The following is a 22,132-nucleotide window of genomic DNA, read 5'->3' on the forward strand; positions in this document are numbered from 1 at the left end:
GAATAGTGGGAATGATCACGCTGGCAGCCCCCGGGGTGCCCCATGCCGCATCTCCTCCCCCAGAGGGAGGGTGGAGCCCCGACCCTCATGCCACGATGGTGGCATGAGCAGCACGCACAGCCCCGACTGGGAGCCGCCCAGCTCCGATGCCGCCTTCCCCCAGCAGCCCAGCGGACAGCCGGGCGGCGAGCCCCGCTACGGCGACTACGGCGCCGCCCCTGCCGGGCAGCCCGGCTACCCCCAGGCGGGCCCGCAGGGCTACAGCGGCCACGGCGCCTACCAGGCCTACAGCAATGGCGGCTCGCCGGCTGGACCCGCCCCTTACGGAGGAGCCCCCACCGCCGCCCCCGACTACTACGGCGGTGCCGCCCCCTATGGGGGCGGCGTCCCCAACTACTACGGGGGCGCCACCGCGCTCGGCGCTCCGCGGCCCGGCATCATCCCACTGCGCCCCCTGGCCTTCGGCGAGATCCTCGCCGGCGCCTTCGAGTCGCTGCGCGCCAATCCCCGCGCCATGTTCGTCCCCGCCCTCGTCGTCATGGCCTTCGTCGGCGCCCTGACCGCCCTGGCCTCCGTCCTTCTCGGCACGCAGTCCGAGATCTATGCCCTGGCCAACGCCCCGGCGACCCTGACTGACGATCAGGTCAACGCCATGCTCTCCGAGCTGCTCCTCGGCTACGGCGGCCTCATACTGACCACCGCCGTCCTCTCGACCCTGGCCACGACAGTGCTCACCGGGCTCCTCATCGTCACCGTCTCACGCACCATCCTGGGCCGAGTGGCCAGCCCCGGAGAGGTGTGGCGGCGCACCAAGGGCCGTGTGTGGGCACTCATCGGCCAGGCCCTGCTCAGCTCGCTCATCACCGGCGGGGTCCTCCTGGTCATCGGGGCGATCGTGACGATCCCCATGATCCTCCTGGTCGCCAACGACGGCACCGGCCCCGGCGGGGCTGCCGCCGCGTTGATCGCGAGCTTCATCGCCATCGTTGTGGGAATACTCGTGTCCGCGGCCCTGTCCTTCAAGCTCTGCCTGGCCCCCGCGGCTCTCATCCTGGAGCATGTGGGCGTCGTGGAGGGACTGCGCCGCTCCTGGGCCCTGACCCGCGGGCACTTCTGGCGGGTGGCCGGCATCAACATCGTGGCCGGGCTCATCGTCGCCGCGGTCACCCAGATCCTCAACTCACCCGTCAGCTTCGCCTCCGGCCTCCTCGCGCAGAGCCCCAGCAGTCTCTTCTACCTCCTGCCGCTCACCTACTTCCTGTCCTCGCTCGTCAGCGCCATCACCCTGCCCTTCATCGCCGCGGTGACGGCCCTGCTGTACACCGATCTGCGCATGCGCTCCGAGGGCCTGGACATCGAGCTGCGCCGGGCGGCCGGGGTCTGATCGTGCTGGCCCCCCTCCTGCCCCGCATCGAGGTGCCCGCCACGCCGCAGGCCGATGAGGCCCGCCGGTCCGCCGAGACCGAGCTGTCCCGCCCCATCTACCACCAGCAGGACGACCTGCTCTCGCGCCTGTGGGCCTGGCTGCGCAGCCTCCTGGAGGACGACCAGCTCGTTCCCGGGGCCCCGCCCTGGGTCTCGACGCTCATCGTCGCCCTGTGCGCAGCGGCACTCATCACCGCGCTCATTCTCATCGCCATCAGGGCACGCCGGATCACGCTGCCCGCGCGGGCCGGCACGGCCGACGACGCGCTCTTCGGCGATGAGCGGGACTCCGCGGACCTGACCCGGGCCGCGGATGCCGCCGCCTCCCGGGCCGACTACGCCACCGCGGTCATCGAGCGCTTCCGCGCCATCATCCGGTCCCTGGATGAGCGCGGCCTCATCGAGGAGTACCCGGGCATGACCGCGAACGAGTCGGTGGCCCTGGCCGCCCGATCCCTGGGGAACTGCGAGATCGTCACGCGCCTGGGCCAGGGCGCCGAGCTGTTCGACGCCGTGCGCTACGGCCGGGTGGCCTCCTCACCGCAGCAGGACGAGTGGATGCGGCGCCTGGCCCGGGATGTCGCCGGCGCACGGCGCCCGCGCACCAAGGCCCCCGCGCTGGCGGAGGCCACCCCATGAGCGGCCCCAGTGCAGTCGCCCTGCCCGCCTCCCGGCAGGCGGCACCGGCAGGCACCGGCTCACAGCGCCCCGGCGCCGAGGCCCAGGCCGATCAGGTCACCGGCGAGTCCTGGGGCGCCAGGCTGCGGCGCTGGCGGCCCCCGGCCCTGGCCCTGCTGCTCCTCCTGGCCGTCACGCTGGCCACGATGTGGTCGCGCCCGATGACCTCCTCGATCCCCCTGGCCATCGACAACCCCAAGGCCAACGGCACGATGGCGCTGGCCGAGCTGCTGCGCCATGAGGGCGTCAGGGTCTCCCAGGCCACCACTGTCGAGGACGCGCTCACCACAGCCCGCCACGGGGGCACCGTGGCGGTCATCTCGCCCTCGGCGCTCTCCATCGACCAGCGCCGGGCCCTGGCCGAGTCCGGAGGCGATATCGTCGTCGTGGGAGCCCTCTACGAGGATCTCAGCGGGCTGACCCGGGCCCGGACCACCGGCGTGTCCTCCCCCGAGGCGCTGGAGGCGGACTGCGAGGACCCCGATGCGCGGGCCGCCCACTCCATCGGTGCGGCCCAGGGCTCGGTGAGCCTTGAGCAGGCCCCGCAGGCCCAGGGCTGCTTCACTGTCGATGGGACCCACTTCTCCTACATCACCGAGCCCACGGTGGGAGGCGGCACCCTCAGGGTCATCTCCGATCCCAGCATCCTGACCAATGCGCGGCTGACCCAGGAGGGCCATGCGGCCCTGGGCATCAGGGCGCTGGGGCACCACGACACCCTCATGTGGCTCAATGCCTCCCAGGTCGAAGAGGCCTCTGCCGACGACGACTCGGCCTCCCTGCTTCCTCCGTGGCTGCCGGCGCTGCTCCTCCACCTGATGATCGCGGCCCTCGTCCTGGCCGTCATCCAGGGACGCCGCCTGGGGGCGATCATCCCCGAGAGTCTGCCCGCCGTCGTGCGCTCCACGGAGACCACCATCGCGCGCGGACGGCTCTACCGCCGTGGCGGGGACCGCCTGCGCGCGGCCACCGCCCTGCGCACCGGCACCGCCGGGCGCCTGAGCCGTGCCCTGGGCCTGGGCGCCGTGGCCAGTAGGGACGAGCTGTTGGAGGTCCTCACCAGAGCCACCGATCTGCCGCGCCCCGTCCTCGACGAGCTCCTGTACGGTCCCGCCCCCGCCAACGACCAGTCCCTGGCCAGCCTGGCCACCGATCTTGACCGACTCGAAAGCAAGGTTCTCTCCTATGACTGATACGACCGGTATCCCCACTCCTGAGCCGAGCGGACCCGCTGCCGCACCGGGCTCCTCCCCGGCGCCGCAGCAGGCTCAGCACAGCCGGCAGACCCCGCCCGAGCAGCAGGGCCCTCAGCAGGGCCACGGCCGCACCGTCCCCGACCCCCGCGAGAGCCTGGTGGCGGTGCGCAGCGAGGTCGGCAAGTCCGTCGTCGGCCAGGAGGCCGCGGTCACGGGACTGGTCATCGCCATGCTCGCCGGCGGGCACGTCCTGCTCGAGGGCGTGCCCGGGGTGGCCAAGACACTCCTGGTGCGCTCCCTGGCCACCGCCATGAGCGTGGAGACCAAGCGCGTCCAGTTCACCCCCGACCTCATGCCCGGGGATGTCACCGGCTCACTCATCTACGACTCGCGCTCAGCGCAGTTCTCCTTCCGCCCCGGCCCGGTCTTCACCAACCTGCTCCTGGCCGACGAGATCAACCGCACTCCCCCCAAGACCCAGGCCGCCCTGCTGGAGGCCATGGAGGAGCGCCAGGTCTCGGTCGACGGCGAGCCCCGGCCCCTGCCCGACCCCTTCATGGTCATCGCCACCCAGAACCCGGTGGAGTACGAGGGCACCTACCCGCTGCCCGAGGCCCAGCTGGACCGATTCCTGCTCAAACTCGTCCTCCCCCTGCCCGAGCGCGGCCAGGAGATCGAGGTGCTCTCCCGCCACTCCAGCGGCTTCGACCCCCGGGACCTGGCCGGCGCCGGGCTGCGGGCGGTGGCCGGCGCCCAGGAGCTGGCCACCGCCCGCGCCCAGGTGCGCACGGTGGGGGCCTCCCCCGAGGTGCTGGCCTACACCGTGGACCTGGTGCGCGCCACGCGCGCCATGCCCTCGGTGGCCCTGGGGGTCTCCCCCCGCGGAGCCACCGCCCTGCTGGGGGCCGCCCGCGCCTGGGCCTGGCTGTCGGGGCGCTCCTTCGTCACCCCCGACGACATCAAGGCCCTGGCCCTGCCGGCGCTGCGCCACCGCATCCAGATGCGGCCCGAGGCCGAGATGGAGGGCATGACCACCCAGGCGGTCATCGAGTCCGTGCTGCGCTCGGTGCCGGTGCCGCGCTGAGGCGCCCAAGGTCGTTGTGAAAGGAGCGGCATGTTCCTGACCATGCGCGCCCTGTGGGTGATGCTGGCCGGCATCCCCCTGGTCCTGCTCGTGCCACGCCCGCTGACGGTGCTGCTCTGGGTCCTGGTCCTGGCGATCCTCATCCTCATCGACGTCGTGGCCGCACCCTCCCCCCGGTCGCTGAGGATCGAGCGGGCGGTCTCGCAGTCGGTGCGTCTGGGGGAAACGGCGCTCTGCACGCTGAGCGTGACCAACACCGGCTCCCGCACCGTGCGCCTGGTGCTCCGCGACGGCTGGCCGCCCAGCGCCGGCGCCGCCTCCGACCGCGGCCGCATGACCATCCCGGCGGGGCAGCGCCGTCGGCACAGGACCCGGCTGACCCCCTGGCGCCGGGGGGACCGCGAGGCCGGAGCGGTGACCGTGCGCTCGGCCGGCCCCCTGGGCATCGCGGGCAGGCAGGCCTCGCTGTGGACCCCGGCGGTCCTGCGGGTCCTGCCGGCCTTCCGCTCCCGGCGCCACCTGCCCTCCAGACTGGCGCGCCTGCGCGAGATGGATGGGCGCAGCGCGGTCATGGTCCGGGGGGCGGGCACCGAGTTCGACTCCCTGCGCGAGTACGTCGTGGGCGACGACGTACGCTCCATCGACTGGCGCTCCACGGCCCGCCGCGGTGAGGTCGTGGTGCGCACCTGGCGCCCCGAGCGCGACCGGCGGGTGCTCATCCTCATCGACACCGGCCGCCTGGCGGCCGCGCGCCTGGCCGACGCCCCCCGCCTGGACTCCCAGATCGAGGCGGCGCTCCTGCTCAGTGCCCTGGCCTCCCATGCCGGGGACCGGGTCGACGTCGTGGCCCTGGACAGCATCCTGCGGACCCAGGTCCGCGGGCAGTCGGGGCCGGCGCTCATGAGCGCCCTGGCCGACTCGCTGGCCGGGGTGGAGGCCCGGCTCATCGAGTCGGACTGGACGCTCATGGCCTCCCTGGCCCAGTCCCAGCTCTCCCAGCGCGCCCTGGTGGTCATCCTCACCGCCCTGGACGGTGCCGCAGGCATCGACCCGGTGATGCTGCGCAGCATGTCGGCCCTGGCGCAGCGGCACACGGTGGTCCTGGCCTCGGCCACGGATCCCGCGCTGGAGGAGCTGCGCACCCAGGAGCGGGATGCCGAGACGGTGTACGTGGCCGCCGCGGCGGACAAGGAGCTGGCCGATATCGCGGCGGTGGGCCGGCGGCTGCGGCGCAGTGGGGTGGAGGTGGTCGAGGCCCCCGACCACCTCCTGGCGCCGGCTCTGGCCGACGCCTACCTGGATCTCAAGGCTGCGGGGCGCCTATGAGCACCGCCCGCACCGGCTCAGCCGGCCTCGGGCAGGACGTAGCCGGCCTCGTCCTGGCCCAGGTCGCCGGTATCGCCCAGGGCGACGGCGCGCCTGCCCAGCAGGAGGGTATAGGCCCACAGGGCCGCCAGGGCCAGGGCCCCGATCGTGATCTTCACAGCCCAGGGCATGGGCGCGGGGGTCACGAAGGCCTCGATGAGGCCGGCCACGGCCAGGGCACCGGTGAGGAAGATGGCCACGGTGATCAGGGCGCGGCCCTCGGCGGCCAGGGCTGCGCCCCGGGAGCGGGGGCCGGGCACGAGCAGGGTCCAGAACAATCGCAGCCCGGCGGCGCCGGCGACGAACACGCAGGTCAGCTCCAGCAGGCCGTGGGGGCTGATAAGCGCCAGGAACTGGCCGAAGATCCCGTGGTCGGCCATGACGGCACCGGCAACACCCAGGGAGGCCGCGTTCTGGAACAGGACGTAGAGCGGCAGCACGCCGGTGATGCCGCTGGCCACGCACAGCGCGGCGATGCGGGCGTTGTTGGTCCACACCTGGGCGGCGAAGTCCGGGGCCTCGTAGGTGGAGTAGTAGGCCTCGAAGGACTTCGTGGCATACTCCTCCAGCTCCTGGGGGGTTCCCACGGCGCTCATCGCCTCGGGGGTGCGCAGTGTCCAGACGCCGACGATGACGGCGATCGCGATCTCCGCCACCATCACCCCCACGGTCCACCAGCGGATGCGGTAGAGCGCCGCGGGCATCGTGCTGCTCAGGAAGCGCCGCGCATCGCCCAGGCTCAGCTCACGGGTGCCGGTCAGGCGTCCGCGTGCCGCCGCCAGGCGCCGGGAGAGATCAGCTGCCAGCTGCGGGTCGGGCGCCGTGGTGCGCACCCGCGACAGGTGGCGGGCGCAGGAGCGGTAGAGCGCCACCAGCTCATCGACCTCCTGGCCGGTGAGGCGCCGCATGGCCACGAGATGGTCGAGACGGTCCCACTGGTCGCGGTGCGCCGCGGAGAAAGCATCAACATCCACACAGGAAGTCTGTCATGACGACTCAAGCACCGCCCTCATCCGAGCGGATGATGGAGCCCGACCTCATGGTCACCGGCGAGGCCGTGGCCCTGGAGGTCACGCCCGCCACGGTCGCCTCCCGCCTGCTGTCGGGGCTCATCGACTACGGCATCTACGCGCTTGGCCTGCTGATGACCATCATCACCGTCAGCCTGGTCATCGAGGAGGACGCGCTGGGCATCGGCCAGCCCAATGACGCCCAGCTCGCCGCGCTCTTCAGCGGCCTCATCTTCCTGTGGGTCGTGGCCGTCCCCCTGGCGGTGGAGGTGCTCAGCAATGGCCGCAGCGCGGGCCGCCTGGTCATGGGGACCCGGGTGGTGCGCGACGACGGCGGCGCCGTGCGCTGGCGCCACTGCCTGGTGCGGGTCCTGGTGGGCGTGGTGGAGATCTGGCTGTCCCAGACGCTACTGGCGGTGGGCACCAGCCTGGTCACCAAGCGGGGCAAGCGCCTGGGCGACCTGCTGGCGGGCACCTATGTGGTGCGCGAGCGCCACGACATGGGCAACGGCATCCCCTTCCTCATGCCTCCCGAGCTGAGCTCCTGGGCGGCGGAGACGGACATCCGACGCATCCCGGGAGGGCTGTCGCTGTCGGTGCGCACCTTCCTTCACCGGGCCAGTGCGATGCGCCCCGAGCACCGTCACCGGCTGGGCATGGAGCTGGCCCAGCACATCCAGGGCTTCGTCTCCCCACCGCCCCCCGCCGGCACCCATCCGGAGCGCTTCCTGGCCGCCGTCATGGTGGAGCGGCGCAACCGCGAGTTCATCCTGGAGCTGCGCGACCGGGCGCTGGAGGACTCCGCGCGCCAGGAGATGGAGCGCCCCGTGCTCGGGGTGGGTGCGGTCACCGGAGTGCCTGGAGCCCCGCGCTCCTGAGCAGCGGGCGGAGCGCCTGAGGGCCGGGCTCCACCTGCGCGGGCCGCCTCAGGCGGGCAGGGGCAGGCCCTCGTGGGGCAGGAGGATCGGCACGCCCTCGCGCACCGGGTAGGCCAGTGCGGCGCCCCGGGAGATGAGTACGGGGGCGGCGCCGATGCTGCCCTCCTCCAGCTCCTCGCCGGTGATGGGGCAGCGCAGGATGCCGCGCAGTCCCGGGTCGATGAGGCCCGCGGACTGCGGTGCGGGGCTGCCGGACCCGCCGGCTGCGAAGTGGTCGGTGGCGTCCTGGGGCATGCTCACTCCTCCTCCACCGCCCGGTCCCCGCGCAGGACGCGCAGGTGACCACGGCGGGTGATCTCGCTGGCCAGGACCTCCGGGGGCTGAGGAAGGCCTCCCTGCCCCGGGCCGCTGGCGGGGCCGGTGAGGGGGGCGGGCACGATCCCGCCGGGCCGGGGCCGGTGCTCGGCGGGCTGGGGGGCGGGGCGGGGGGTCCGGGAGGCCTCGCGCACGGCGTCGGCCAGGGCGAGCAGGTCGTCCTCGCTGGGGGGTGCGGGGGCGAACTCGGTGGCCAGGCGGATGATCTGCCAGCCGCGCGGGGCGGTGAAGGAGGCGACGTGCTTCTCGCACAGGTCGTAGGCCTCGGGCTGGGCCTCGGTGGCCAGGGGGCCCAGGACGATGGTGGAGTCCGCGTAGACGGAGGTCAGGGTGGCCACGGCTGGTTGCTCACAGCCGGGCCTGCGGCAGCGTCGGACTCTTCTCACGCCCGCAGGCTACCGTGCCGCTGCTCGGGAGGCAGCCGGTTCACGCCTAGGCTGGCCACTGTGACCGACCTGTACCATGCCGGGGCCGGCGGCCCCTCGGCGAGGAGGCCGCGCCGGCGGCGCGATCGCCACGGCCGGGGCCTGCGCGGTCCGCTGATGCCCCCGAGCCTGCCCGCGTGGCGCACTCGGGCCGAGCGCTTCGATGCGCTGGTGGTGGCCACCGCCCAGGATCTGGGCCGCCGCTGGCCGCAGGTCGAGGCGATCCAGTTCGCCGTGGAGGAGGTCCCCCCCTCCGATCCCGCACCGTGGGAGCACTCGGTGGTGCTGGGGCGCGGCTTCGCGGCGGAGCCGCATGCGGGGCTTCCCGGCCGGGTCATCATCTACCGCCGCCCGGTGGTCAGCCGGGTCTCGGGCGATGAGGAGCTCGCTGAGATCGTGCGCCTGGTGGTGGTCGAGCAGGTGGCCCTCATGCTGGGGCGCCGCCCCGAGGAGATCGACCCGGGCGCCTACCACTAGAGGCCTGATACCGCTGGTGCGGCGACCGCGGTGGCCTCTCAGCCCGCTCCAGCCCCGAGCACGTCCTGGAAGGAGACGGCGGGCCTGTGGGCGACGGCGGCGGAATCGTCAGTCGAGGAGGACCTCGCGCTGGGCGCTGGCGGCGGCATCGGGCACGGCCGGGACCACGGAGATGAGGGTGCCGGCGGCATCCCCGGTGGCCTGGGCGGTGACGATGGTGGCGGCGGCCAGCCCCTCCCCCGTGCCGGAGTCGGTGACGGTCACCGCGCTGAAGTCCTGGGGGACCTCGACGGTGCTTGCGCCCCCCGCGGGCAGGCTCACCTCCTGGCTCCATCCGCCGTCGAGGGAGGCCAGGGTCACCGTGCGCCGATCCCCGCTGTTGGCCAGGGCGACCGCGGGGGTCAGCCCCCCGCCCCGGGGGACGGCCAGGATGCTGCTGGGCCCGGAGTCACCGGCGCCGGGCTGGATCCAGGCCTCGTCGTGGACCAGGGAGCCGGAGCGGGCCGGGTACTCCCCCGCACTGCGCACGAGGCGGACGCCGGCGGCGACCTGCCTGTCAGCGGTGACCTGCACGCCGTAGGTGCCGGGCGCCACTCCCCGCAGGGACAGGTCGAAGACGGCACCGGGGTCGATCTCGACCTCCTGGGCGCCGGGCAGGGGCGTGGGCCCCTCGGGCCCCAGCATGGTGATGCTGACCGAGGCCGGCTCCTCATGGGGGTTGACCACGCGCACGGCGGAGGCCTCGGAGGATGTCGCGCCGGTGGAGTCCTGGGGGGTCTCGCCCTGCTCGGCGGCATCGACGACCTGGACGGCGGGAATGGTCAGGTCGGTGGCCGGGCCCGAGCCGGGGGTGATGACGTCGACTCCCGCGGCGGTCTCCCCGTCGAGGGACTCGGTGACCAGGGTGGGGACCAGGGAGCCGCCGTCGGCCTCGATGGACACGGCGATGCGCTCGTCCTGGCTGCCACTGGTCTCCAGGAGCATCGACTGGGACTTGCCGGCCGGAATGGTCACCTCCCCGTTGCTGGGCAGGGACAGGCGCCCCGAGGAGCCGTAGAGGCTGACCCGGGCGGTCACCGCCGTGACGCCGGGGTTGTCCAGGCGCAGGTCGGCCGAGGCTCCCAGGTCGGCTGAGCCTCCGACGATCCAGGACACGGCACTGGGCTGGGTGCATGGCGCGGCGGTCAGGCCGCGCAGGTCCCCGTCGTTGGTCAGGGAGGTCACGACGGTGGCGGCGCTGACGGCCTGGGAGCCCGCGGGCTCGATGCTCAGCACCCCTCCGGTGCCGGCATCCAGGGAGGTGGTCCCCTCACTGTCCAGGGTCTCGCCGCGGTAGTCGATGGACTGAGCCCGACCCACGGGGGTGATGAGGGTGCGGGCGGTGGTGGTGCCCTTCTCGGTGACGGCCAGGGTGTTGCCGGGCTGGCCGGGGCAGACGTAGACGGTGCGGGCGCCCTGCTCGGCAATGGTCAGTGCCTCAACACTCGATGGTGTCATCGGCGCGGGGCTGTGGCGCCCCCACCAGGTCAGGCCCGCGGCGCCCGCGACCAGCACCAGGGCGCTGGCCACGGCGGCGGAGCGGTGCGCCACACGGCGCCAGCTCAGCGGCGCACCGGGGCGCCGGCGCCGCAGGGTGCGCAGACGACGGCGGGCGGGCCGAGTGGGTGCGGCGGAGGTCGCGGCCGCTGCAGAACCCTCGGACGCGGTGGGGGTCTCAGGTGGAGCGGGGGTCTGGGATGAGCCGCGCGCCCCGGCCTCCTGGTCCGCACCGGCCTCCGCCATGGCCTCATCGGCCGCGCCGGCCTCGAAGGACTCCGGATCCTGCGTCACCGGATCCTGGGGCGCGCGGTTCGCAGTTCCGGGGACCTGGGTCCCGGCGCTCGCCGTGTCCTCCTCGGCGTCCTCCGCCCCAGCCGTGGTCTCGGCCCGCTCGGAGCCGCTGGGCCCACCGCCTGTGGTCTCACCGCGGTCCTCACCGTCGCCGATCTCGCCATGGCCGGCCTGCCTGCGCTCCGCCCCAGGGGCATCACCGGCCTGATCTCCAGCTGTCGTGTCAGCGCCGTCCTCGGCACTGACCTCGACAGCACTGGGGCCGGCCTCCGGCGCCTGAGCGGGCACCTCCTCGGCGCCGTCCGCCTCCGCGGTCTGAGCGCCTTCGGGGTGCGTGGCGCCCGCAGCATCCTCCGCGGGCGCAGCGGCCTCCTGTGACGGGTCCTCGGAGGCGTGGGCGGGCGAGGCCGCAGCCTCCTGTGTCATAGGCCCCTCCGCCTGGCGGTGCTCGACCGCGTCCTGCATGTCCTGCGGGCGCGGGGAGTCCTCCTGGGGGCTCTGCCCGGGCGTGTGGCTCATGCGGACTCCTTCCCGCGGCGCAGCGGCAGAGCCGCAATGAGTGTCAGTGCCCAGACCACCCAGATCGTTCGGGTCAGGAGCACTGCGACGGTGCTGGAGTGGGTGAGGGTGAGCTCGCCCCCGGAGGCGGGCAGGGAGAAGGCCATCGACCAGCCGCCCTCCCCATCGGGCACGGTGGCGGCGCTCAACGGCCGGCCGTTGAGCGTGGCGCTCCAGTCGCGGCTCCTGCGCTCGGCCAGGACCAGGAGGCGCTCCCCCCTGCCCTCGGGCAGCTCCGCAGTGGTGCCCGAGGCGCCGCCGCTCCAGGGCAGCGCGGTCGAGGTGGTCGGGGCGTTCGATCCCCGGGCGGCTGCCGCGGTCTCGACGACGCGCAGGCGTGCGGCGCTCTGCTCGCCGTCGGGGGCCACGCGCCAGGCGGTGCCCGACTCGGTCTGGGCCAGCTGCTCCAGGCCGGGGGTGGAGGCCATGGCCGAGCGCGCATCGGCGGTGATCTCATCACCGGTGGCGTTGCGCAGCACGATGACCGCGATGCCGTGGTCGGCCAGGGCCTGGGCGACCTCCTCATCCTGCCCGGAGGTGGCGCGGGCCACGAGCTGGGCCAGGGCCTGATCCGCCTGGTCCTGGAGGTCCAGGGGCCGGGCACTGCTGGTCGCCGGGTCGGCCAGGAGCTGGTCGAGGCTCGCCCCGGCGCGCTGCCTCAGCTCGGTGTTGAGCACTGAGGGCAGGGCGTCGGTGATCTGGAGGCCGGGCCCCCGCCACACCGAGGCGCGCAGCCCCTGGGGGGTGGAGGCCAGGAGCAGGACCCGGCCGGCAGCGGGTGAGGCCTGCGCCTGGGCCGCGATGATGGGCACCTGCTGGCTGCCCGGCCGCAGGGCCATGAGCTGGGTACCCGGGGCGTTGAGGGACTGCCAGCTCCAGGCGGCCCCGATGAGGATCGGGCCGGCCAGCACCAGGACGCCCGCCGCGGCCAGGATCATGCGCCGCCGGGCCGCGCGCCGGGGGCGAAGCGCCGCCACGGCGGTATCCCCGGCGGCCAGGGCGGCGATGAGGAAGCCGGCCAGGCTCAGTGACAGTCCGGTGCCGGCCCAGCCGGTGACCAGGACCGCTGAGGGATCCAGCACCGTCGTGCCCACGGCGGTGACCACGCGGATGCTCAGGGCCGCCAGCGCCAGCCCGCCCAGGGCCAGCAGGATGCCGGTGCGGCTACGCGCGCCGGCCGCCCCGGGGATGAACAGGCCGAGCAGCGCTGCCGCCGGCACGATGACCAGGAGGATCCGGGCGAGCACGGCCAGCCAGGAGGCGGGCAGGAGCACATCGAGATCGATGGGGGATCCCAGGAGGAGGTCGGTGCTGCTGGGCACCGAGACCGCCAGGGGCGCCCCCAGGTCTGTCAGGAGCAGGCGCAGTCCCTCGCCCCAGCCGACGTCCCGGCCCAGCTGCCAGGCCCGCCACCAGGCGGGGGCGGCGGTGGCCACCAGGGGCAGGATGGTCAGGAGCAGGCGCAGCCCGCCCCGGGTGAGGACCATCAGTGCGATGAGAACCGGCAGGAGGACGACGGCGGTGGCAGGCGCCGCAGCCACGACGACGGACAGCAGCAGTCCCGCCACGGCGGCCGCCGTCGCCGATCCGGGGCCGTAGGCCGCCAGGCCCTCGGACCTGCGGGGGTCGGGAGCGGCCGAGGCCTCCTCCTCAGGCTCCGCGCCGGTCGGCCCGCCCTCAGTGGGCTCGGCCTGGGCGGCCCCCGCAGCCTCGGTCTCAAGGGGATCCGTCTCAGCGGCCACGCCGCCAGCGGTACCGCCCGGGGCGGAGTCGGGCTCCTCCCCCGCCCCGGGCTCGGCCGCAGCAGTGACATCTGCCGGTTCGGCCTCGTGGGAAGGATCGGTGTCAGCGGCCTGCTCATCGAGATGGGCCAGGTCCTCCAGACGGCCCTGGGCGAAGCGGTCGAGCTCCGCGCGCTCCTCCTCGGTGAGCTGGTGGGCGCCCACCATGCCCGAGACGACGACGTCGCGCCGATCAGCCCCCACGGCGCGGGCCAGGGCCAGCAGCGCCCAGGGCAGGGCCAGGTGCACCAGGATCGCGGCCACTCGGCCCTGCCCCACGGCCAGCAGCCCGGTGGGGGTCAGGGCCCAGGCCAGTGCGGCCCCGGCACGCAGCACCACCCGGCGCGTCAGGGTGCCGGCGGCGAACCATGCGCCCAGGGCGGCCAGGGGGATGGCGGTCAGCAGGAGGATCTGGATGACGGTGGCGCCGCCCAGGCCCAGTGCCCCGGCCAGCGCCAGGGGCAGGGCGAGAATGGCCAGCAGCGGCGTGGGGCCCCCGGCGTAGCCGTCGGCGGCGGGCAGCCAGGCGCTCCAGGCCGTGGACCAGGCCTGGGACCAGGTCATGTCCAGCCCGGCCAGGGCTCCGCCGGCGATCGAGCGGGTGAGCAGCACATGGGACAGGCCCGCGCCCGCCACCACCAGCGCCAGCAGGGTGACGGCCCCCAGGGTGCGGCGCCGTGCGCGCGCCAGGGCCGCCAGCTCGCGCAGCTCCAGCTCACTGGGCGCCTTCTCACGGGCGCGGCGCTCCCGGTCCTGGCGCACCCGGTCCCGCCGGTGGGCGCGGATCTGGGCGGGCTCGACGTAGAGGCGGCCCAGGGCGGAGCGCGGCACCTCGCTGTGGCGGGCCAGGCGCCGTCGGCCCGCACGGATGAGGCTGCTGCGCCCGACCACCGCCATGGCGGCGGCCAGTTCGTCGCGGGCCAGGGCGGGGGCCTTGACGACCATGCGCCACGCGAAGCGGCCCGCCCCCAGGATGAGGAACCAGGCCAGCAGAAGCGGCAGGGGGCGGTTGGAGAAGGCGGCCCAGTTGGTCAGCTGGGCGATGCGGCGCGCGCGGTAGGAGCGCTCGGGGTCGCGCTCGGGCAGTACCGTCACCGGTGCGGCCTGCTCGGCCCCCTCCGCCTCGGGGCTGCGGCGCAGCCCCAGGTAGGAGGCGCGCCGGTGGCGGATGACGGCCTGGGGCTCGACGACGACGCGGTACCCGGCCAGCCGCGCGGCGCGGGAGAGCTCCAGGCCGTCGCCGAAGGGGCCCAGCCAGGGGGCCGTGCCGCCCAGCTCGTCCCACACGGCGCGGTCGATGAGGGCACCGGCGGTGCCCACCGCCAGGACGTCACTGCGGTCGTCGTACTGGCCCTGATCGACCTCGCCGGGGACGATGTCGTTGGCGCGGCGCGCCGAGGCCGTGGTGCGCAGGCCGACCTCCAGGAGATGGTCGGGGCGGTCCCAGGAGACCTGCTTGGGGCCCACGATGCCCACCGAGCGCGCATTGGTGGCCGTGTCCATGAGGGACTCCAGGCACCCGGGCTCCGGGGCGCAGTCGTCGTGGAGGAGCCAGAGCCACAGCTGCTGGCCGGGGGCCTCCTGCCCCTCGACGATCTCGGAGACCAGCTCGCACTCGTGGACGGTGATGGGGGACATGGCGCCGGTGGGGCCGGTGATCTGCCCCGGGGCGGCGTGCTTACGGCGCTCGGAGGCGCCCGAGCGCCGGCGGTTGCCCGAGGCGATGAGCCGGGAGTAGGACTCCAGCCCCCGGGCCACGGCGTCGCCGAAGGTGGCGGCCTCACCGGAGCGCACGATGCGCACGGGGCTGACGTCGTCCAGGCCGCAGGATTCGACGATCTCCTCGATGGGAGTGCCGTCCCCCAGGCCGTTGGCCCTCGAGGCGATGTCGACGATGAGGACGATGTCGGGAACGCGGCTCTGCGCGGCGACGGCGCGCAGCGCGGGAGCCAGAAACGGGGTAGCCCCGGCTGTCACAACGACAGCCAGGGCCCCAACTCGATCAACTCCCCCTATGGAGTCCACTGCGCTCATACGGCGCGACGCTTGAGCTTGCGGCGCTCGCGCTCCGACAGGCCGCCCCAGATACCGAAGCGCTCATCGTTGGCCAGAGCGTACTCAAGGCACTCCTCGCGGACCTCGCAGGTGGCGCACACCCGCTTGGCCTCCCGCGTGGACCCGCCCTTCTCCGGGAAGAAGGCCTCGGGGTCCGTCTGCGCGCACAGGGCCCGCTCCTGCCAGGCCAGGGGCCCGTCGTCAAGCTCCTCGCCGCTGCCGAAGAGGAGGAGGAGAGCATCGGTGTCCGGCTCCTCAGGGTGCGTCAGTGGTCCCTCGCCGAGAATGTTCCACATGATCGGCCTCCCTTCAGTTCGACGTGCGTGCCAGAAGAATTACAAGTGTGTGAGATGAGGCCAGTCAAGCCCGGGAGGGAAACTTCACCCTCTCGTGACCATTGACATCGTTCCTTGATATGCCGCGGAGATCCCCATCTGGAGGACACAGTATGGCGACTTCCTACAAAACCCCTGGGAGGATGCCGCAGTGAACCTGATAAGGGTATCCGCCCCGCTTTTCCGGCTTAATTACTGAGGTGTGACGCGCACCCCACGCGCCCCGGCGAGATCGACACCGCATCGAGACCGCGGGCCGCACCCGCCCCCGGTCTGTAGGTCTGGTTCAATTCCCCCATGCCCCCAGACGCCCTTCAGCGCCTCCTGGACGCCCATGCGGATCAGCAGCCCCGGATCGTGTGGTACAGCCCGGCCGAGCGCATCGAGCTCAGCGGTCACGTGCTGTCGATGTGGCAGGCCAAGGCCGCGGGCCTCATCACCGCGGAGTCCGAGCCCGGAACCGCGGTTCACCTGGGCTGCCCCATTCATTGGCGCACCATCGCCTGGGCCTGCGGCGCCTGGCTGGCCGGGCGGCGGGTGGTCATGGCGGGCGCCGTCCCCGACTCCGCCGAGCCCGATTCCGCCGGCCCCGCGGCCGGCAGTGCTCGCGTCGCCGCAGGTGCTGACGGTGCTGACATCCCCCATCGCGCAGGCCAGGTCCCAGAAGGGAGCCAGGACGACCTCCCGGCCGTCGGGCTGAGCGTGGCCTTCGAGACCCGGCACCTCGATCCGGAGGCCGAGATCCAGGTGCTCCTGCCCGTGCAGTCCCTGGCGGTGCGCTGGCCCGGCGAGCTGCCCCCGCTGGTCATCGACGGCGCCGCCGAGCTGATGTCCTACGCCGATGCCTTCACCGCCGCGCCCACGCCCGGCGATGCGCCCGCCCTCACCCTCCTGACGGGGTCGGGGGACGGCCGCCCCACCACCCTCACGCGCACCGACCTCACGCAGATCGCGACGGCGGCGATCGCCTCGACCGCGGCGGGCGGTGAGGCGGGCCCATCGCTGCCGGCCCCCAGGGCTCAGCTGGTGCGCGCCGCGGATCCGGGTCGGGCACTGCTGGAGGTCCTGGGGGCCTGGAGCCGGGACGCCACCGCGGTCCTACTGGCCCCCGGGGCCGACGACGCCCTGGCGGCGGCCGCGGCCCGCCAGGAGGGCGCACTCCTCCCCTGACGGGGATGAGCCGGCTGGGTCCACGTCCTTCCTCGGGAGGCTGCCAGCGGGGAGGACGGGGGCGTGAGGGGCCTCCAGCGGGACCTGGGCCACTGGGCCCGCCTCGCCCGCAGAGGCGATGGGCCTGGTCGGGCGGACTCGCCATGAGCAGGTCAGCCGGCGGGCCCGCCGGGGCAGGGGGCCCGGCGCCACGGCCGCACCCACGATCGTGCCCCCACCGGGCTCACCGCACTCGCAGGGGACCGGAGTGCTGGGCTGTCCGGATCGGTGGCCAAGGGCCCGGGGATGCAAGGGCGCCGGGGATGGCGGCAGGCCGGGGCTCGCTGCGATGCGATGGGGCCTCACTTGGCGACAAGTGCGTCACTTGGCGGAATGGACGGTGCTTGTAGGTGTCGTCCATTCCGCCAAGTGACGCCGAAGCCGCCAAGCGACGCCCAACCTGCAGGCCCACCGTCCCAACCCGCTTGGCCATCCCGAAGCACACGGCTCTCGCGGCACTCCGCTCCGGCCCTCCTGGCGCACCACCACCCGCCCCGCCCGCACCGACGGCGCCGGCCAGCGCAAGGCCAGGGCCCACACCCCGAGCCGCCCCGAACCGGAAGGGGTACCGGGACCGCACCCGCCCTACTCTCCTCCCCGAGGAAGGGCAACTAGGGGATGTCGGCCTGGATGAGCACGCCGTCGCCCTCGACGCTGAGCACGCGCTCATCGGCACCGACGAAGACGGCGCTGCCACGGGCCATCCGCTTGCTGCCCCGGGGGCTGGTCAGCGTGGTGCTCCCCTCGACGGCCAGGACGATGCGCGGGCCCCGGCCGGGGATCTGCAGGGCGCCGTCGGCAGGCACCACGGTGGTGACCATGAGCTCGAAGTCGTCCACCGGGGCGTAGTAGGCGCGGGTGGCGCGCGAGAGGTACTCGGGCGCCGGGCGCACCGGGGGCGCGGCCACGTAGTCCACACAGGCCAGCATCTCGGGCACATCGATGTGCTTGGTCGTCAGCCCCGCGCGCAGCACATTGTCCGAGGAGGCCATGATCTCCACCCCCAGGCCGCCGACATAGGCGTGCACGCAGCCCGCGGGCACGAACAGCGCCTCCCCCGGCTGGAGGGTGACGGGGTTGAGCAGGAGGGAGGCGGCGACACCGGGGTCGGTGGGGAAGGTGCGGGCCATGGCCACCGCGGTGGCATCCACCCTCCTGGAGGGCGAGGCGCCGGCCTCGTGGCGGGCGGCGATCTGCGCCACGAGCTCCTCGATCTCACCCGGGCCCGGGCGGGTCTCGGCGCTGATCAGATCGGTGAAGACCTGGCGGATGCCGAAGCGCGTGGGGTTGCGCCGCAGGCTGCGGCGCATGCGCTTGGCCAGGGGGCTGTCCAGGTCGGCCAGGACCTCCACGGCGCGGCGCGGCGCCCGGAATCCGGCCACGGCCTCGAAGCGGGTGAGGGCCAGGACCATCTCCGGCTTGTGGTTGTCGTCCTTGTAGCTGCGAGTGGGGTCCTCCAGGGCCAGGCCGGCCTCCTGCTCGCGCTGGTAGCCCGCGGCGGCCTGCTCCAGGCTGGGGTGGACCTGGAGGGACAGCGCCCGCTGGGGGGCGATGATCTTGAACAGGTAGGGCAGCCCGGTGCCGAAGCGGTGGACGACGTCCTGCCCCAGGAGCCGCTGGGGGTCGGCGTCGATGTGCTCGCGGAGGCTGGTGCCGTCGGCCAGCCGGGTGCACCCCGCGGGGTGGGTGCCGTACCAGGCCTCGGCCCAGGGGTCGGAGTCGGGCTCGCGGCCCAGCAGCTCGGGGATCGCGGTACTCGATCCCCAGTCATAGCGCTGGCGTGCGGGCTCAAGGGATTCCATAGGCGCACACTATACCCGCCGCGGCCCCACGGGCCGCGCAAGGGAAGGATCACAATCGGATCAGGCCGCGAGCCCGGGGCCGGCGGCGGGCAGCGTCGGTCGGGGCCGGCGCGCCACGCGGGGCCGGCGGGCAGGGACGGCATCGGGGCATGAGCGACCCGGCGGGCGCAGAAGTGCCCGATCGGGCAGATATAGGCCACACTAGGGCCATGCGAGGCATCATCCTGGCCGGCGGCTCCGGCACGCGACTCAACCCCATCACCCTGGGCACCTCCAAGCAGCTGGTGCCGGTCTACGACAAGCCGATGATCTACTACCCGCTGAGCACCCTCATGCTCGCCGGCATCCAGGATGTCCTGATCATCACCACTCCCCATGACGCCCCCAGCTTCCACCGCCTGCTGGGCGACGGCTCCCAGCTGGGCGTCAACCTGTCCTACACCGTCCAGGAGGTGCCCAACGGACTGGCCCAGGCCTTCGTCCTGGGCGCGGAGTTCATCGGCTCTGAGAGCGCCGCCCTGGTCCTGGGCGACAACATCTTCTACGGCCCGGGCATGGGCACCCAGCTGCGCCGCCACACCAGCCCCACCGGCGGTGTCGTCTACGCCTACCAGGTCGCCGACCCCAGCGCCTACGGCGTGGTGGAGTTCGACGCCGACTTCCGGGCCGTCTCCATCGAGGAGAAGCCCGCCGAGCCCAAGTCCGACTATGCCGTGCCGGGCCTGTACTTCTACGACAACGACGTCGTCGAGATCGCCAAGGCCCTCAAGCCCTCGGCGCGCGGGGAGTACGAGATCACCGACGTCAACCGCACCTACCTGGAGGCGGGCCGCCTGAGCGTGGAGGTCCTGCCCCGCGGCACCGCCTGGCTGGACACCGGCACCTTCGACTCCCTGGCCGACGCCACCAGCTTCATCCGCACCGTCCAGCACCGCCAGGGCCTCAACATCGGCTGCCCCGAGGAGGTGGCCTGGCGCATGGGCTTCATCGACGACCAGGGCCTGCGCTCCCGCGCCGAGCCACTGGTGAAGTCCGGCTACGGCCAGTACCTCCTGGACATCCTGGCCCGCTCCCGGCGCGGCCACGGGGCCGATGGGCGCTGAGGCGGCAGCGAGCACGGGGCGATCGGTGGCCTGAGGGCGCCGTCGCCAGGGATGAGCAGGAGAGAAGAGGCACCATGAGCTCCACTGAGAACTCCACTGAGCCCGGCGCATCCAGGGCACCGGGGGAGTCCTCCGGTGGGCCCACCGGCCCGGCCCCGTCCGGCCCCATCGACGGCACCGCCGATGAGGCGACGCTGCGCCGGGTGCAGCGGGCCACCACCCATGTGCTGCGCGAGCTGGACCGGGTGTGCGGTGAGCTGGGCATCGCCTACGCCGTCTACGGGGGCACCGCCATCGGCGCTGTGCGCCACCGGGGCTTCATCCCCTGGGACGACGACGTGGACGTGTGCATGCCCCGGGCCGACTACGAGCGCTTCCTGGAGCTGGCGCCCGGGGTGATCGGCGAGGACTTCGTGGTGATGAGCCAGCGCTCCCACCGCGACTACCCCAAGACCTTCGCGGTCATGGGACTGGTGGGCACGGAGTTCGTGCCGGCGGCGGCGGCCGACCGCGCCTTCCCCGTGCCCATCGGGGTCGATGTCTTCCCCCTGGACCGGGTGCCGCGGGACCGGCGGGCCTTCCGCCGTCAGAGCCGCCGCACCTGGGTGTGGGGGCGCCTGCTCTTCCTCCACGGCAGCGCCACCCCGGAGACGGGGCTGACGGGCGTGGTCGGGGCGGCGGCCTCCGCCGTCTTCCACGCGGTGCACGGGACGATGAAGGGGCTGCGGGTCCCGCCGTCGGCCCTCTACCAGCGCTGGGAGCAGGCGGCGCGCCTGTACGAGGACGGCTCGGGCCGCAGTGCGGGGGGCTCGCGGGTCCTGGGGGACTACTCCACCCAGGAGCCGCTGCGCTGGTCGGCCAGCGAGGCCGAGCTCCTCCCCACCTCCCGTGTGCCCTTCGAGGACATCATGGTCGAGCTGCCCCGCGACTACGACGCCGTGCTGCGCCGCGGCTACGGCGACTACATGGAGCTGCCGCCCCCGGAGCAGCGGGTCAATCACAAGCCGGTGCGGGTGGACTTCGGCCGCCACGACCCCGACGCCATGTGAGCCCGGCGATCCGGTGGGGCGCCGCTCGGCGACGGGGGCGTCACATCGCGACGTGGACGTACCCTGCAGGTGTCGCCTGAGTCGCGAAGTGACGCACACGTCGCGAAACGACGTCGAACCTGAGCCCGCCCGCGCCTGCCGACAGGCCGACGACGCCCCTCAGGCCCTCAGGCGTCGGTAGTCGCGGGTGAAGAAGGCGGCCAGGACGGCGACGGCGGTCCCGTAGGCGGCCACACCCACCCAGCTGACGCCGTTCATGCCGAAGGCGGCCACCATGATGCTGGAGAAGACGAGCGTGACGGCGACGGCGGCCGCGTTGCCCAGGAAGCTGGCCTTGAAGTCCCGCAGCGCCAGGAGCAGGTCGTTGAAGAACCATGCGAAGGCGGTCATGAGGGTGCACAGGATCGTGGGCTGGAGCAGGCCAATGTAGGGCAGGACCTTGTCGCCGAACATGAGCCACAGGATGGGGCGGCCCAGGAAGAGCAGGGCGATCGAGATGAGGGCGGTGACCGCGATGAGGGCCAGGACCGTCTTGCCCAGCAGGCGCAGCCCCGCCCGCTTGTCGCTCTGGAAGGCCTTGGCGAACTCGCCCATGAGGGGGCTGTAGACGTAGACCGCGCCCATCTGGACGATGACCGCCGGGGCGGCGATGGAGGAGTAGATGCCCAGGGCGCCCTCCCCCATGTCGTGGGCCAGCTGTTGTCGCGGGATGGCCAGCACTGCCGAGCTGGCGACCTGGGCCAGGACCAGCGGCAGCAGGGAGGCCAGGACCGCCAGCGCCGGGCGCCGGGCGATGATGGGGCGCAGGGGCTCGAAGCGGATGGTGCGGGGAACGTCGTAGAGGATGGCCACGCCGGCCACCGCCACCGCCATGAGCCCGACGGCCACCTCCAGGGAGTTGGTCAGCCACAGCCCGATGCAGAAGACCGCCAGGGTGGTCACGCCCTGGAGGATGTAGGACAGGCCGATGTAGTCCATGCGCCGGTGGCGCTGGTCGATGGCGTGGAAGCCCTCGATGAAGGTGGTGATGATGGAGTAGACGAGGTAGAGGGTGATGACGCCCAGGGAGGCCCAGCCGTTGGTCGCCAGGGAGTAGGCCACCCCCAGGGCGAAGGCGATGAGGGAGGTCAGCACCCGCAGCCCCACATACTCCCGGGAGCTGCGCTCACCGGTGACGTCGGTGACCTGGAGGGTGCGCAGGCGGAACTCGGCGAAGGGGATCGCCAGGCTGGAGACAGTGGTGGCCAGGGTGAGCACGCCGTTGGCGTCGAAGCCGCGCGACAGGCGCACGACGGCGATGGTCACCAGGTAGTTGCACACCAGTCGGGTGATGGACCCGCCGGTGTTCCACAGCATGTTGGTGCGCAGGGACAGCCCGCCGGCCCGCTCCCCCTCATCGGCCCTCCCCGGCTCACGCGGGTCCGATGCCAGGGGCTGGGGCATCGTCGGCTCCTCGGCTGTCCCGGGCGTCCCGGGGGTGGCTGACACGGTCGGTCT

At 73.4% G+C, this 22,132-nt stretch carries 18 protein-coding genes; 10 read left to right on the forward strand and 8 right to left on the reverse strand.

Translation table 11 applies throughout. The annotated features are described in order from the left end of the window. Nucleotides 1-103: 103 nt before the first annotated feature. From MANAM107_RS02430 to MANAM107_RS02450, 5 genes are read left to right on the forward strand one after another with little or no spacing between them, the layout of a single operon-like run. Nucleotides 104-1,384, forward strand: a complete 1,281-nt coding sequence (locus MANAM107_RS02430; protein ID WP_223910654.1) for a DUF7847 domain-containing protein — start codon at nucleotides 104-106, stop codon at nucleotides 1,382-1,384. 2 nt (nucleotides 1,385-1,386) lie between these two features. Then, a complete protein-coding gene (locus MANAM107_RS02435; protein WP_223910657.1) occupies nucleotides 1,387-2,064 on the forward strand; it encodes a DUF4129 domain-containing protein in 678 nt (225 codons plus the stop codon). After that, on the forward strand, nucleotides 2,061-3,296 hold the full coding sequence (locus tag MANAM107_RS02440) for a DUF4350 domain-containing protein (RefSeq protein WP_223910660.1): 1,236 nt from the start codon (nucleotides 2,061-2,063) through the stop codon (nucleotides 3,294-3,296). Before MANAM107_RS02435 ends, MANAM107_RS02440 begins: the two co-directional genes overlap by 4 nt. After that, nucleotides 3,289-4,383 (forward strand): AAA family ATPase, encoded by a 1,095-nt coding sequence (locus tag MANAM107_RS02445; protein ID WP_223910663.1) that lies wholly within the window; start codon nucleotides 3,289-3,291, stop codon nucleotides 4,381-4,383. Before MANAM107_RS02440 ends, MANAM107_RS02445 begins: the two co-directional genes overlap by 8 nt. A 30-nt stretch (nucleotides 4,384-4,413) precedes the next feature. Next, entirely contained in the window at nucleotides 4,414-5,709 is a 1,296-nt protein-coding gene (locus tag MANAM107_RS02450; RefSeq protein ID WP_223910666.1) for a DUF58 domain-containing protein, read from the forward strand. Between the two features lie 17 nt (nucleotides 5,710-5,726). On the opposite strand, the gene MANAM107_RS02455 is transcribed toward MANAM107_RS02450, so the two are convergent. Continuing rightward, a complete protein-coding gene (locus MANAM107_RS02455; protein ID WP_223910669.1) occupies nucleotides 5,727-6,722 on the reverse strand; it encodes a stage II sporulation protein M in 996 nt (331 codons plus the stop codon). Nucleotides 6,723-6,736: 14 nt separating this feature from the next. Here MANAM107_RS02455 and MANAM107_RS02460 point away from each other — a divergent pair, with 14 nt between their 5' ends. Beyond that, complete coding sequence (locus tag MANAM107_RS02460) at nucleotides 6,737-7,636, forward strand: RDD family protein (protein ID WP_223910673.1); 900 nt, start codon at nucleotides 6,737-6,739, stop codon at nucleotides 7,634-7,636. 48 nt (nucleotides 7,637-7,684) lie between these two features. On the opposite strand, the gene MANAM107_RS02465 is transcribed toward MANAM107_RS02460, so the two are convergent. Both MANAM107_RS02465 and MANAM107_RS02470 read right to left on the reverse strand, forming a co-directional pair. After that, a complete protein-coding gene (locus MANAM107_RS02465; RefSeq protein WP_223910676.1) occupies nucleotides 7,685-7,930 on the reverse strand; it encodes a Trm112 family protein in 246 nt (81 codons plus the stop codon). Between the two features lie 2 nt (nucleotides 7,931-7,932). After that, the gene (locus MANAM107_RS02470; protein ID WP_263421915.1) at nucleotides 7,933-8,349 is read right to left on the reverse strand and encodes a DUF3499 domain-containing protein; all 417 of its coding nucleotides are present in this window, start codon (nucleotides 8,347-8,349) and stop codon (nucleotides 7,933-7,935) included. A 108-nt stretch (nucleotides 8,350-8,457) separates the two neighbouring features. Between MANAM107_RS02470 and MANAM107_RS02475 the strand changes: the two genes are divergently transcribed. After that, on the forward strand, nucleotides 8,458-8,913 hold the full coding sequence (locus MANAM107_RS02475; protein ID WP_223910682.1) for a metallopeptidase family protein: 456 nt from the start codon (nucleotides 8,458-8,460) through the stop codon (nucleotides 8,911-8,913). A 108-nt stretch (nucleotides 8,914-9,021) separates the two neighbouring features. On the opposite strand, the gene MANAM107_RS02480 is transcribed toward MANAM107_RS02475, so the two are convergent. Genes MANAM107_RS02480 through MANAM107_RS02490 form a run of 3 tightly spaced genes read right to left on the reverse strand, consistent with a single transcriptional unit; the run spans nucleotide 9,022 to nucleotide 15,433 of the window. Then, nucleotides 9,022-11,262: a DUF5719 family protein gene (locus tag MANAM107_RS02480; protein ID WP_223910685.1), complete on the reverse strand. Its 2,241-nt coding sequence runs from the start codon at nucleotides 11,260-11,262 to the stop codon at nucleotides 9,022-9,024. Continuing rightward, on the reverse strand, nucleotides 11,259-15,059 hold the full coding sequence (locus MANAM107_RS02485; RefSeq protein WP_308443634.1) for a glycosyltransferase: 3,801 nt from the start codon (nucleotides 15,057-15,059) through the stop codon (nucleotides 11,259-11,261). The genes MANAM107_RS02480 and MANAM107_RS02485 overlap by 4 nt, the downstream gene beginning before the upstream one ends. A 53-nt stretch (nucleotides 15,060-15,112) precedes the next feature. After that, the gene (locus MANAM107_RS02490) at nucleotides 15,113-15,433 is read right to left on the reverse strand and encodes a WhiB family transcriptional regulator (RefSeq protein ID WP_303134909.1); all 321 of its coding nucleotides are present in this window, start codon (nucleotides 15,431-15,433) and stop codon (nucleotides 15,113-15,115) included. A 336-nt stretch (nucleotides 15,434-15,769) separates the two neighbouring features. Here MANAM107_RS02490 and MANAM107_RS02495 point away from each other — a divergent pair, with 336 nt between their 5' ends. Beyond that, nucleotides 15,770-16,642 carry a TIGR03089 family protein gene (locus MANAM107_RS02495; protein ID WP_223910691.1) on the forward strand — a complete coding sequence of 291 codons (873 nt, stop codon included), beginning with the start codon at nucleotides 15,770-15,772 and terminating at the stop codon, nucleotides 16,640-16,642. 650 nt (nucleotides 16,643-17,292) lie between these two features. Here MANAM107_RS02495 and manA read toward each other — a convergent pair. Beyond that, complete coding sequence (gene manA, locus MANAM107_RS02500; protein WP_223910694.1) at nucleotides 17,293-18,483, reverse strand: mannose-6-phosphate isomerase, class I; 1,191 nt, start codon at nucleotides 18,481-18,483, stop codon at nucleotides 17,293-17,295. Nucleotides 18,484-18,692: 209 nt separating this feature from the next. Between manA and rfbA the strand changes: the two genes are divergently transcribed. Both rfbA and MANAM107_RS02510 read left to right on the forward strand, forming a co-directional pair. Further along, on the forward strand, nucleotides 18,693-19,586 hold the full coding sequence (gene rfbA / locus MANAM107_RS02505; protein ID WP_223910697.1) for a glucose-1-phosphate thymidylyltransferase RfbA: 894 nt from the start codon (nucleotides 18,693-18,695) through the stop codon (nucleotides 19,584-19,586). 74 nt (nucleotides 19,587-19,660) lie between these two features. Then, a complete protein-coding gene (locus tag MANAM107_RS02510) occupies nucleotides 19,661-20,635 on the forward strand; it encodes a LicD family protein (protein ID WP_223910701.1) in 975 nt (324 codons plus the stop codon). 159 nt (nucleotides 20,636-20,794) lie between these two features. Here MANAM107_RS02510 and MANAM107_RS02515 read toward each other — a convergent pair whose 3' ends face one another. Further along, the gene (locus MANAM107_RS02515; RefSeq protein ID WP_223910704.1) at nucleotides 20,795-22,078 is read right to left on the reverse strand and encodes an MATE family efflux transporter; all 1,284 of its coding nucleotides are present in this window, start codon (nucleotides 22,076-22,078) and stop codon (nucleotides 20,795-20,797) included. Nucleotides 22,079-22,132 lie beyond the last annotated feature (54 nt).

Source organism: Actinomyces capricornis, from assembly GCF_019974135.1.
In the GTDB taxonomy this organism is placed as follows: domain Bacteria; phylum Actinomycetota; class Actinomycetes; order Actinomycetales; family Actinomycetaceae; genus Actinomyces; species Actinomyces capricornis.